Source organism: Olivibacter sp. 47 (assembly GCF_030372825.1).
Classification (GTDB): Bacteria; Bacteroidota; Bacteroidia; order Sphingobacteriales; family Sphingobacteriaceae; genus Olivibacter; species Olivibacter oleidegradans.
In genome coordinates this window covers 4507991-4520293 of the sequence record NZ_JAUCNR010000001.1, presented here as the reverse complement: position 1 = coordinate 4520293, position 12303 = coordinate 4507991, and the positions used below count along the sequence as shown (strand labels likewise).

Here is a 12303-nt window from a genome sequence, read left to right as displayed (position 1 = left end):
GTGGCTTCGGGTTATTCAAAACGAATGTAGAAAAATATTTTGTGATTTTTAAAAAATAAATTTGATTATCTCGATAACCCTGTTTATTTTCAGCGAATTATTTTATTTGTATTTGCTGCTGAGAGCTCGAGTAAATAATGATTGCCATCTGTGTCAATATTATTTACATCTCGGTTTCAGCGAATTATTTTACCTTACGTTGGGTAACGGAGCCATTTAGATAAAACCTTTAGATACATTATAAACTCAATTGAAATTATGGATTTTCTACACAGTAATTTAATTTACATCATACCGATGTTAGGGCTTATAGGAATTTTGGTCATGATCGGCAAATCAAGATGGGTCAGCAGGCAGGATGCAGGTGATTCAACCATGCAGGAATTAGCTGGTCATATTGCGAATGGTGCCATGGCATTTTTAAAGGCCGAATGGAAGATATTGTCTTATTTTGTCGTTATTGCAGGTATATTATTAGCGTGGTCGGGCACCTTAAGTCCGTATTCCAGTTGGGTTATCGCAGTCTCATTTGTGATTGGAGCGGTTACGTCGGCCTTTGCCGGCTACATCGGGATGAATATTGCAACGAAAGCCAATGTACGGACTACCCAGGCGGCTCGCACGAGTTTGGCGAAAGCCTTGAAAGTGTCTTTTACCGGTGGTACGGTTATGGGACTCGGCGTAGCCGGTTTAGCCGTCTTAGGTCTTGGTTCTCTATTTATTGTCTTTTATACCATTTACGTTATCAATACAAATGGCGACATCAATGGGCTAGAGATGGAGAGAGCATTGGAAGTATTGGCAGGATTTTCTCTAGGGGCCGAATCCATTGCGCTATTTGCACGTGTTGGAGGCGGCATCTATACCAAAGCTGCTGATGTGGGCGCAGACCTTGTCGGAAAAGTAGAAGCGGGCATTCCGGAAGATGACGTAAGGAACCCTGCAACCATTGCCGATAATGTAGGCGATAATGTGGGCGATGTGGCGGGCATGGGAGCCGACTTATTTGGTTCTTATGTGGCTACCATCCTTGCTACGATGGTCTTAGGAAGAGAAATTGTCTCCGACGATAATTTCGGCGGCATTGCACCAATTCTGCTACCCATGCTCATTGCGGGCCTAGGCCTATTATTTTCTATCGTCGGTGCATCTTTGGTAAAGATCTCCAACGAAAACGGAAATGTACAAAAGGCACTAAATGTGGGCAACTGGAGCTCCATTGTATTGACAGCGATCGCATCTTTTTTCGCGGTAAACTGGTTATTACCGGACACAATGGTTATCCGGGGATTTGAATTCACCAAAACCGACACTTATTTAGCCATCGTTGTTGGTTTGATTGTAGGGGCACTCATGAGTATTATCACTGAATATTATACAGCCATGTCTAAAAGGCCGGTAAGATCTATTGTTCAACAATCATCGACCGGTCATGCAACCAATATTATTGCAGGTTTAGCAGTAGGGATGGAATCTACTGTTCTTCCTATTCTTGTCTTAGCCTCAGGTATTTACGGATCTTACCATTTTGCCGGCTTATACGGGGTTGCAATAGCAGCGGCGGGCATGATGGCGACCACAGCCATGCAACTAGCTATCGATGCCTTCGGACCCATCGCCGACAATGCAGGGGGGATTGCTGAGATGAGCCAGCTCCCAGAGGAGGTGCGCGGCAGGACCGATAACCTGGATGCCGTCGGAAATACCACCGCAGCAACCGGTAAAGGTTTCGCCATTGCCTCTGCCGCCCTAACCTCTTTAGCTTTATTTGCAGCTTTCGTTGGAATTGCCGGCATCGATCAGATAGATATTTACAAAGCCGATGTGCTTGCCGGCTTATTTGTTGGCGGTATGATTCCTTTTATCTTTTCCGCTTTATGTATTTCAGCCGTAGGTAGGGCCGCCATGGATATGGTACAAGAGGTTAGGAGGCAATTTAGGGAAATACCTGGAATCATGGAATATAAGGCCAAACCCGAGTATAACCGATGCGTTGAAATTTCGACCAAAGCCTCGATCCGGGAAATGATGTTACCCGGCGCCATTGCTCTTATTGTGCCGATTGTAGTTGGTTTCAGTTTTGGTCCGGAAGTATTGGGAGGCTTGTTAGCGGGCGTCACGGTTTCAGGTGTCCTCATGGGAATGTTTCAGTCCAATGCAGGTGGCGCCTGGGACAATGCCAAAAAGTCTTTCGAAAAAGGCGCTCATATTAACGGCGAAATTTATTATAAAAAATCAGAACCTCATAAAGCATCTGTTACGGGCGATACAGTGGGAGATCCTTTCAAAGACACTTCCGGTCCGTCAATGAATATTTTAATTAAATTGATGTCAATTGTGTCACTTATCATCGCTCCTCATATCAATGTTAACAAACATACGATTAGCAGTAAACAAGCAAAGCCAAAAACAGAAGCCTTTCAGACGGCAACCAGCCGACAGAATGTAACAAATACACAAAAATACGACCTATAACCCTTCGAAGGCGCTAAAATAACTTAGCGCCTTCTTTGTTTCTCAAATAAAAGTTGTAGGTTTGACTTTCTTTTAATAAAAGATAATGATTTTAAGTAAAAAAGACATCAAATCACCCAAACATTACATTATTTTAGCAAAATCACACCATATTTTAACAATAAATACAATTCACACAACCACAAAGTAAAAACCACATTTATGTTTTATAAAAAATCGATCCCCTCACTGATTAAGGAAGCACAAGAAAGTGGAGAAGGCACCTTAAAACGAACCTTATCAAGTTATCATCTAGTAGCTTTAGGAGTTGGCGCTATCATCGGTGCGGGACTTTTTTCACTGACGGGCATTGCTGCTGCGGATAATGCCGGACCGGCTGTTATACTTTCGTTTATCATTGCAGCTATCGGGTGCGGCTTTGCCGGTTTATGTTATGCTGAATTTGCATCTATGATCCCGGTTGCCGGGAGCGCTTATACCTATTCTTATGCCACCATGGGTGAGTTTATTGCCTGGATTATCGGTTGGGACCTTGTCCTGGAATATGCCTTGGCCGCAGCAACCGTATCGGTAAGCTGGTCGCAATATTTTTCTCAATTTTTAGCCGAAATCGGCATCCACTTGCCTGCTTCTCTCTTACATGGCCCGTGGGAAGGTGGTATGATCAATATCCCGGCTATCGTCATCGTATGTCTTTTATCGCTCTTATTGATGCGAGGAACACAGGAATCTTCTTTTGTGAACAACCTTCTTGTGATCGTGAAAATAGCGGTTGTATTAATATTTATCGCCTTAGGCTGGAAGTTTATCAACCCGGCAAACCACAGTCCTTTTATCCCTGCAAATGCCGGAGAGGAAGCTTTAAAAGCCGGCAAAATAGGTTTCTTCGACTTTTTTAGTAGCCCCGACTTTGGGCATTTTGGCATTAGCGGTGTGCTAAGAGGTGCAGGTGTTGTATTCTTCGCATTTATTGGATTCGATGCCGTCAGTACTGCGGCACAAGAAGCTAAAAATCCTCAAAAAGGAATGCCTATCGGTATTATCGGTTCATTACTTGTCTGTACACTATTATATGTGGCATTTTCTTATGTGATGACAGGATTGGAACATTATACCGCCTTTGAAGGTGATGCAAAACCTGTAGCTACAGCGTTTGCTAAAACCGGTTATACATTTTTGAATTTAGCGTTAATGATAGCGATTCTGGCCGGCTATACTTCCGTTATTCTGGTGATGTTACTGGGACAGAGCCGCGTATTTTATAGCATGAGTAAAGACGGTTTATTGCCAAAGTTCTTCTCTGATCTCTCTAAAAACCAAACACCATGGAAATCTAATTTACTTTTCATGGTCTTCGTCAGTATTTTTGCCGGTTTTGTACCTGTTTCTGATTTAGGCCATATGGTAAGTATAGGGACATTATTTGCTTTCACGCTTGTCTGCATTGGTGTAATTATACTTAGAAAAAAAGACCCGCAGTTAGATCGGCCTTTTAAAACGCCGCTTGTACCCCTCATTCCAATCTTGGGTATTATTATTTGTGTTACGATGATGGCTGGCCTTCCCATAGAAAGCTGGGAGCGTTTAGCGATCTGGATGGCGTTGGGTATTATCATCTATTTCGGTTATAGTAAATCACATAGCCTTGCACGACTGGCAGCTGAACGTGATAACACTCCATAAATAAAAGGGCGCCGGCCCTTTATTGTGAATAAGGAAACCGTAAATAGCCAACGCCTGCTTTTGTGTTGCGTCGCCGTACATCAAATGGGCAACTTAAACGTTCTCTAACAATCCGGTCAGCTAAATATTCGATTCAATTACGGCAGGAAAATATAGCCATTGGATATAAACCAAGTTTTATATAAGTTTGATTTATAAAACCAAAAACATGTTTTTCAACATTAAGGAAATTGCGTCTGTTACGATGATCCTTTTTGCGATCATCGATATATTAGGATCCATTCCGATTATTATTGATCTCCGTCAAAAAGCAGGAAAAATTGAATCAGGAAAAGCAAGCATTGTGGCCATGATACTCATGATCGCTTTTCTCTTCATAGGTGAAAGTATGCTGAAGCTTATCGGAATTGATGTTGCTTCTTTTGCAATTGCCGGCTCATTGGTTATTTTCTTTATTGCTATGGAAATGGTTTTAGGGATGACTTTCTTTAAGGATGACAGCTTTGAAACGGCTTCCATCGTGCCTTTAGCCTTCCCGCTGATCGCCGGAGCCGGAACCATGACCACCATTCTCTCTCTTAAATCAGAATACGCCACACAGAATATCATTGTCGGCATACTGATTAACATAGCTATCATTTATATTGTATTAAAAAACACATATCGCTTGGAAAAGCTTTTGGGGCGTACGGGATTAGCTGTGTTAAGAAAAGCTTTCGGAGTAATCCTGCTGGCTATTGCTATCAAACTTTTCAGAAGCAATACAGGATTGTAAATTCAAAAGTAAAAAGCCAAAAGTCAAAAGTCAAAAGTCAAAAGCCTGCCTCCGTAGCGATTCTACAACTTGTTTTCAGCGCTCGGCTATCGGCTTTCGCCAGTGTTACTGCTACTGCCACTATTACAAACCGACTGCCACGACCCTCACTATTAACTATCCCCTACTCCCTACTAGCTCACTACTAACTATTCCCTACTCACTACTAGCTACTTCAACTTGCTAAGCAGGGGAAAAATTCGTATTTTACGGGAAAACCGAATTTTATATGGAATTATACTACTCATTCTCTGTACTTATCGTCCTTTCAGCCGTTTTCTCTTATATAAACGAACGGTTTTTAAAACTGCCTTCTACTATTGGCGTTATGGTGATTGCCCTTTTGGTATCATTGGGTCTTATTCTGACCGACAAGATTTTCCCTCATACCTTTCAGGAATTCTCCACCTTTATCTCCTCCGTTGATTTTACAGAAGTGCTCATGGGAGCGATGTTAAATTTTTTATTATTTGCCGGGGCAATCCATATCCGGTTAAGTGACTTGAAAGAGCAAAAGGCGCCGGTAATGGTCTTTTCTACTGTAAGTGTTATCATCTCTACTTTTGCCGTCGGCTTTATGCTATTTTACATCTTGCAATGGTTACACATGGGAATACCGCTCATTCAATGTTTACTCTTTGGCGCACTGATCTCACCAACTGATCCAATAGCCGTTTTAGGTATTTTAAAACAAGCAGGTGTTCCCAAATCATTGGAGACAAAAGTTGCCGGTGAATCCCTCTTCAATGATGGGATTGCTGTTGTAGTTTTCATTATTATGTTACAGCTTGCGCAAGGTGAAGATGTAGATTTATCGTTCGGTAGCATCTCCTGGTTGCTCGCGAAAGAAGCGCTTGGCGGTGTAGCACTGGGATTACTACTAGGTTATATCGCCTCTAAAACAATAGGAAAAATCGACAATTATAAAGTGGAAGTTCTGATTACCCTTGCGGTGGTAATGGGTGGCCACCTGGTGGCAAGTGCGATACATATGTCCGGCCCCTTAGCTATGGTAGCTTCCGGGTTAGTGGTTGGAAACTACGGACGTAGCTTTGCGCTAAGCGAAGTGTCTAAAGATTATTTAGATAAGTTCTGGGAATTAATCGATGAAATCATGAATGCCATATTATTCTTGATTATTGGCTTTGAACTCATTCTTATAACGAATATTGGTGACTATTGGTTGATCGGTATAATAAGCATCGCAATGGTTTTGCTAGCTCGCTTTGTTTCGATATGGCTGCCGGTTAATATCATTCCGATGAAGACTAAATTTAATAGGGCAACGATTACCATTCTTGTGTGGGGAGGTCTAAGAGGTGGTGTATCCGTAGCGTTGGCACTCTCTATAGATAGCCATTTGAATAAAGATTTATTGCTTTCGATTACTTACTATGTTGTTCTTTTCTCCATCCTTGTACAGGGTTTAACAATTGGTAAGCTAACCAATAAGGCCCGGCAAATTGCAACCGAAGACGTTTAGTAAGTTACAACGGATTTTTAATGAGCCGGGCAACGAACATGGTATCCGCCCGGTTTTCATACCCTTTTAAGAGCGTCGCCCGCTCAAGGCGCAAACCTAATTTTTCTGCAAAAGCGACTTGTTCTTCATTTTCCGCTCCATATACAGAACAAGTAATATAGATTAAGGGCTTATTCACTTTCAAATGTCGTATAACATTTTGCAAAATACGCCGCTGCAAATCAACAAAATAACGCAACTTCCCCTCGCTAAACTGTTGCATCATTTCCGGGGTCCTACCCCAAGTTCCCGACCCTGAGCACGGCGCATCCAGTATAATACCATCGAAAGTATCGTTCCCAAGAATAATGGACGGATCTTTGGTAAGATCAATAATTTTTCTCCGATAATCCTTAATGGCTGCTTTCTCAAAACGTTCATCCAAATTTCTCAATATGCTGGATCGAACATCGCTCACTAATAAATTGACCCCTGGGTAAGTTTGCATTAACAAGAGCGATTTTCCTCCCGAAGCGGCACATGCATCCCACCATTTTTCACCCGCTTTCGCCTCAAAATAGTCGCCGGTTTGCTGCGACGATCGATCTTGCACCTCATACATCCCACGAAGTTCTTCATACTGATCAAGCTTCGTCCCATTTTCCAGCGCAAGGCACGACCGCCCGATTCGCTCATAATTGATTTGGTTACGTTCTAAGCACTTTAAGACAATGCTTTCAGCTCCCGGACGAAGCCTTAAAAAAGCTTGGGCTGTCGAAACAGACTCTTTAGGAAAAGACCGGTATCCAAATCTGCTGAGACGTGCGCTATCAAAGGAAAAACCTCATGAACATCAAAAGAAAAACGATTGGCTAATAGAAGTAATTTTCCATCAATCGTCTCTGTTATTGTATGACTCAAAGCAGGATCTAACAGAGCCACGACATCGCTTTCCGTGCAGCACAGGTATTCGGCAATAGTTAGACGTTCCAATACCGGCAAAGCCGGTAGCCCCTCACCTAACCGAAAATAATTATAGCTCCATCGAGATAGCGTACGCCTATCATTCGATCCCATTTGTCGGTTTTCCTTAAAAAAAGGGTAAGAAACCTGGAAAGTGGCTCCTTACCCTTTACATAGGTATCTAAAAGACGTTCAAAGCTTCTTAGTTGCTGTGAAAGACGTTTTTCATTCATTAATTTTTCCTAAAAGGGTCTATAAAATTGGCCATTAAAGCGCAATAAACGTACACTGGTATTGATGTAACCTAACGCTGGATCATGTACGAATTCAAAGCCAATGGAGGCCCCCATATGTTTCTCTTTGACAAGCTTCTCGGCATAATCCGTTGGATATTTAGCTAATAAGCGGCCGAAGAATACGCCGGTATCGTATCCCTTAAAGGCAAATTCTGAAGGAATCACTTTAAAGAGCGAAAAATAGTCTTTTCTAAACTGCTGTACTTCCGGTTTTTTTTCATCAATAAAATAGGAAGAGCTTATACAGGTACGAAGTGCCGATAAATATTCCGGATTTAAATCCAGCTTACTCCAGTTGGGATGACCGATAAGTGAAATGTCATAAGCACTCTCCGTTTTCAACTTATTTAAACTTGCCAACAGCTGAGCAATAAAAAATTGGTTAGTCGAAGCATTTATAACTATATTTTTCCCAACGGTATTTAAACTAGCCTCTATCTCGCTTAATTCGTTGAGTTCGCTGTATTTCACCTCTTTTTTATCCAGTGCTGCACGAAGAGGAACGAGGAGCTTTTCACTATCCTCATCAATATTGTTTAATATTACTACGTGATCTCCGATTTCATATTCCGAGGCAATATAATTTGCCAAGGTCTGCGCATGCATGTCAATCGGAGGCGTTACCGTTACCAATTTGTTTGTCTGATATTGGGAGGGGCTACGAGCCGCCAAGGGTGAAATCTGCAATTTACCGCTAAGATTCGCCACATCACTGAAAGCGTTGATTTCAGTTGGAAAGACCGGGCCTACAACTAATGCGGCCTCTGTTATGCTTTTCCCTACCGCTATTTTTCTGACCTCAGCAACATTATCACGCGTGTCCAACACATCAAGTTTAAAATTATCGCCGCTTGACGTAAGGTTATCCAAGCCTAACTTGAAACCCTGGTAAAAATCCAAGGCTAAGCTAGACCGCTCCACATCCCGTTTATTCGGTACAGAATCGATCACTTTGTCCAACTGGAAAGGTAGTAACAGTGCAATATTATTGAAATGTGCACGCTTCTCCACAGCCTCTTTCTCCCGATCTTTAACTTTCTTGTCCGGCGTTTCCTTAGTGGGTTCTTTTGTCTCCTTACGGCCTCCCGGTCTCAGGACCTTAGGCGAACAAGCTCCCAGCACACTCAAAAGCAGTGCAAAAACCAGTATTTTACTCCCACTCAATGGTAGCCGGTGGTTTTGAACTAATATCATAAACAACTCGGTTTATCCCTTTTACGTGATTAATAATTTCGTTTGATATTTTTGCTAAAAGATCATAAGGAAGGTGAATCCAGTCTGCTGTCATCCCATCCAAAGATCCAACGGCTCTGAGCGCAATAACGTATTCATATGTACGCTCATCCCCCATTACTCCTACCGATTGCACGGGCAAAAAGATAGCACCAGCCTGCCAAACTTTATTATACCAGCCCGACTCGCGTAAGTTTCTGATATAAATGGCATCGGCTTGCTGTAAGATATTAACTTTTTCGGCGGTAATTTCGCCCAGGATTCGTATGCCCAATCCAGGTCCCGGAAAAGGATGGCGGCCTAAAATAAGTGGATCGATTCCCAAGGCAGCTCCTACCCTTCGCACTTCATCCTTAAATAGGGTATTTAAAGGCTCCACCACTTTCAGTTTCATAAAATCGGGAAGGCCTCCTACGTTATGATGCGATTTAATGGTGGCGGAAGGACCTTTAACGGATACCGATTCAATGACGTCCGGATAAATAGTTCCCTGCCCCAACCACTTCACTTCCACGCCTTCCGGCAGCTCTTGCTGCACTTCGTGCGCTGCACTGTCGAACACGTCAATAAAGGCACCGCCAATGATCTTTCGCTTTCTCTCGGGATCGGTTACCCCTTTCAACTTATCATAGAAAAGTGCTTTTGCATCGATACCTTTGATGTTTAATCCCATGTGTTTATACGAATCGAGCACTTGTTCGAATTCGTCTTTACGAAGCAAACCATTATCGACAAAAATGCAGTGCAGGTTCTTTCCAATTGCCTGGTGTAAAAGCACGGCTGCCACGGAAGAGTCTACCCCTCCCGATAGTGCTAAAATTACATGGTCATTTTGAAGTTTATCTTTTAGCTCTGCAATTGTTGTTTCAATAAAAGTATCCGGCGTCCAGTCCTGGCTGCAGCCACAGATATTCAGCACGAAATTCTCCAACAACTTTTTCCCGTCCAAACTATGGGTCACTTCGGGATGGAATTGAATACCATAGGTATTAGAATCCTTAACATGATACGCCGCTACCTGCACTTTATCCGTACTCGCGATAATCTCGAAACCCTCCGGCACATATTTAATGGTATCACCGTGTGACATCCATACCTGAGAATCTAAAGGAATACCTTTAAGCAGGGCACTTTCTTGATTAACGAACAGTAAGTTTGCACGCCCATATTCTCTGATTTCAGAAGGCGTTACTTCGCCCCCCGAATGTTGTGCTATATACTGGGCTCCATAGCAAACGCCTAATAGCGGAATTTTTCCGTGAAATTGATTAAAGTTGATTTGTGGAGCATCATCCTGACGAACAGATGAAGGACTGCCCGACAAAATTACACCTTTTACATACTCGTCAAATGTTGGAAGATGGTTGAAAGGATGTATTTCACAATATACATTTAGCTCTCTGACCCGGCGAGCGATCAACTGTGTGTACTGCGAACCAAAGTCAAGAATAATAATTTTTTCTTGCATGGGCCAAAGTTAGGTATTTTGTTTACTTTTTTATGGCAAAAAAACAAAAAGCTTGCTGTAGTCTTAAGGAATTCGCCTTTAACCTTTGGATGAAGGTGTATATATTATAAGAACGTTTTTTTTAGTCACTTTTATTCGTTATTGTTTGTTTTAAAAGGTACTCATGCTACTTCGTGGTTTCCGCAAAAAGTGACGCAAAAACTCGTCGCTTGGACCTTTGCTACAACGGTAGTGCATCAACGTGCAAACCGCAAATTTCCTAGGCGACATCTTCAGAAACCAACAGTTGATGCTTTTAACCGGACGTATTATTTCTTTAGCCCTAATAAGCCTTGCGCACGGGAAAAACGGCCTTGGAGGATACTGATGCAACGAGCAGCAAAACATGTGTAGTTTCTGCTCATATTGCACTATCTAAGCGGATTGAGGAAGTGAAACGGCTCCAATACGCGCTAGTGATGCTTTGCAATCAGTTGCAAAGTAGCCTACACTACCTTGATTTATTCACTCGTGCTTGTTTTCAGATGAGTTCATGAGCTCATTGTTCCACTCTTCGGTTTGTTCAACTTTTATCAAGAAAAGTTCATTAAAAAAATGTTCCTTTTAAAGCGAAACCGACCAACGGGAAGCTCACCGAAGGTAATCTCTGGCTGTTGTTTAGCTGGTAAAAAGGCAAAATTACTCTACGACTACTCCCATCGAACAGAATTTCTCGATACGGTCATTCACAAGTGTATCAATCTGTCTATCATTTAGTTCGACGATATCTTTTATAAGCTGTTCTTTTATTGTGTTTGCCATTTGCTCAGGGTCTTGATGAGCACCGCCTAAGGGTTCAGGCAATATACCGTCAATAAGACCATTGCTGTACATATTCTCCGCAGTGAGTTTTAAGCACTCCGCAGCTTTTTCTTTATAATCCCAGCTTCGCCACAATATGGAGGAGCAGGACTCGGGCGATATAACCGAATACCAGGAGTGCTCTAACATATATACTTTATCTCCTATACCGATACCGATCGCTCCACCGGAAGCACCTTCACCTATAATAATACAGATAACAGGGACCTTTAAAACCGACATTTCCAGTAGGTTTCTGGCAATCGCTTCAGCCTGCCCACGCTCTTCGGCCTCAATACCCGGATAGGCGCCCATGGTATCAACGAATGTAATAACTGGTTTTCCAAACTTTTCAGCCATGCGCATTAACCTTAAAGCTTTCCGATATCCTTCCGGGTTAGCCATACCGAAGTTACGGAATTGACGTTCTTTGGTGTTTTTCCCTTTCTGATGACCAATAATCATTACGGAATGACCGCCCAGTTTCGCTAAGCCGCCAACGATGGCCTTATCGTCACGCACATTGCGGTCACCATGTAATTCTACAAAATCTTCACAGATCATCTGAATATAATCAAGCGTTTGCGGTCGATCTGCATGACGTGCCATTTGCACTTTTTGCCAGCCGTTCAGATTGCTATAGATTTCCTTGCGGGTTTCCTCTAATTTCCCTTGCAGTTCGGTGATCGTGGCAGACATATCCACCTTTGTCTTCTCAGCCACTTGGTTCACCTTCTCAATTTGCATTAATAAATCAGCAATCGGCTTTTCAAAATCAAATGTTGTTTCCATAAAGAAAATTTGGGGTTGCTAAGGTACGGATATTTTTTTATTAGCCTAAAAATTCTTTCAATGTAGGGCGGTAATAGGTGTTAGCTGTTAGGTTTTAGGTATTAGGCGGTCAGCAGTCGGCTTCAACTTAGTTCAGCTAAGTCGAAGCCTATCTCGGAATGCAATTTTAGTTGTGAGGCGCGGATGTGAGTATCTCCAGCACAAACTGATGCGTATAACGTATTACTTAGAACTTAAAACCCATACTGTTTAGAACATTTCCAAATAAGGCCTTAAG

9 protein-coding genes are annotated in these 12303 nt (G+C 42.4%); 4 read left to right on the top strand and 5 right to left on the bottom strand.

All coding sequences use genetic code 11. From position 1 onward, the window contains the following. The first annotated feature begins 258 nt into the window (after positions 1 to 258). The 4 genes from QT327_RS19720 to QT327_RS19705 all read left to right on the top strand — a co-directional run bounded on the left by QT327_RS19720 (position 259) and on the right by QT327_RS19705 (position 6455). Positions 259 to 2475 (top strand): sodium-translocating pyrophosphatase, encoded by a 2217-nt coding sequence (locus QT327_RS19720; RefSeq protein ID WP_149105312.1) that lies wholly within the window; start codon positions 259 to 261, stop codon positions 2473 to 2475. 201 nt (positions 2476 to 2676) lie between these two features. Further along, the gene (locus QT327_RS19715; protein ID WP_013665521.1) at positions 2677 to 4158 is read left to right on the top strand and encodes an amino acid permease; all 1482 of its coding nucleotides are present in this window, start codon (positions 2677 to 2679) and stop codon (positions 4156 to 4158) included. Between the two features lie 208 nt (positions 4159 to 4366). Further along, the gene (locus QT327_RS19710; RefSeq protein WP_130856389.1) at positions 4367 to 4933 is read left to right on the top strand and encodes a MarC family protein; all 567 of its coding nucleotides are present in this window, start codon (positions 4367 to 4369) and stop codon (positions 4931 to 4933) included. 268 nt (positions 4934 to 5201) lie between these two features. Then, on the top strand, positions 5202 to 6455 hold the full coding sequence (locus tag QT327_RS19705; protein WP_130856388.1) for a cation:proton antiporter: 1254 nt from the start codon (positions 5202 to 5204) through the stop codon (positions 6453 to 6455). Positions 6456 to 6459: 4 nt separating this feature from the next. Here the strand turns inward: QT327_RS19705 and QT327_RS19700 are convergent, their stop codons facing one another. From QT327_RS19700 to QT327_RS19680, 5 genes are all read right to left on the bottom strand, one after another. Continuing rightward, the gene (locus QT327_RS19700; protein WP_289553799.1) at positions 6460 to 7056 is read right to left on the bottom strand and encodes an RsmB/NOP family class I SAM-dependent RNA methyltransferase; all 597 of its coding nucleotides are present in this window, start codon (positions 7054 to 7056) and stop codon (positions 6460 to 6462) included. A gap of 134 nt (positions 7057 to 7190) precedes the next feature. Next, complete coding sequence (locus QT327_RS19695; protein ID WP_289553798.1) at positions 7191 to 7511, bottom strand: hypothetical protein; 321 nt, start codon at positions 7509 to 7511, stop codon at positions 7191 to 7193. A gap of 128 nt (positions 7512 to 7639) precedes the next feature. After that, on the bottom strand, positions 7640 to 8887 hold the full coding sequence (locus tag QT327_RS19690; RefSeq protein ID WP_013665517.1) for an ABC transporter substrate-binding protein: 1248 nt from the start codon (positions 8885 to 8887) through the stop codon (positions 7640 to 7642). Then, positions 8844 to 10394, bottom strand: a complete 1551-nt coding sequence (guaA, locus tag QT327_RS19685) for a glutamine-hydrolyzing GMP synthase (protein ID WP_149105311.1) — start codon at positions 10392 to 10394, stop codon at positions 8844 to 8846. Before guaA ends, QT327_RS19690 begins: the two co-directional genes overlap by 44 nt. 678 nt (positions 10395 to 11072) lie before the next feature. After that, positions 11073 to 12026 (bottom strand): acetyl-CoA carboxylase carboxyltransferase subunit alpha, encoded by a 954-nt coding sequence (locus QT327_RS19680; protein ID WP_013665514.1) that lies wholly within the window; start codon positions 12024 to 12026, stop codon positions 11073 to 11075. Positions 12027 to 12303: the final 277 nt, after the last annotated feature.

Bases quoted from the DNA above. Each gene is read 5' to 3' on its own strand.
- QT327_RS19690 (WP_013665517.1), bottom strand. From the start codon at position 8,887: ATGATATTAGTTCAAAACCACCGGCTACCATTGAGTGGGAGTAAAATA.
- guaA (WP_149105311.1), bottom strand. From the start codon at position 10,394: ATGCAAGAAAAAATTATTATTCTTGACTTTGGTTCGCAGTACACACAG.
- QT327_RS19695 (WP_289553798.1), bottom strand. From the start codon at position 7,511: ATGGGATCGAATGATAGGCGTACGCTATCTCGATGGAGCTATAATTAT.
- QT327_RS19705 (WP_130856388.1), top strand. From the start codon at position 5,202: ATGGAATTATACTACTCATTCTCTGTACTTATCGTCCTTTCAGCCGTT.
- QT327_RS19700 (WP_289553799.1), bottom strand. From the start codon at position 7,056: ATGTATGAGGTGCAAGATCGATCGTCGCAGCAAACCGGCGACTATTTT.
- QT327_RS19720 (WP_149105312.1), top strand. From the start codon at position 259: ATGGATTTTCTACACAGTAATTTAATTTACATCATACCGATGTTAGGG.
- QT327_RS19710 (WP_130856389.1), top strand. From the start codon at position 4,367: ATGTTTTTCAACATTAAGGAAATTGCGTCTGTTACGATGATCCTTTTT.
- QT327_RS19715 (WP_013665521.1), top strand. From the start codon at position 2,677: ATGTTTTATAAAAAATCGATCCCCTCACTGATTAAGGAAGCACAAGAA.
- QT327_RS19680 (WP_013665514.1), bottom strand. From the start codon at position 12,026: ATGGAAACAACATTTGATTTTGAAAAGCCGATTGCTGATTTATTAATG.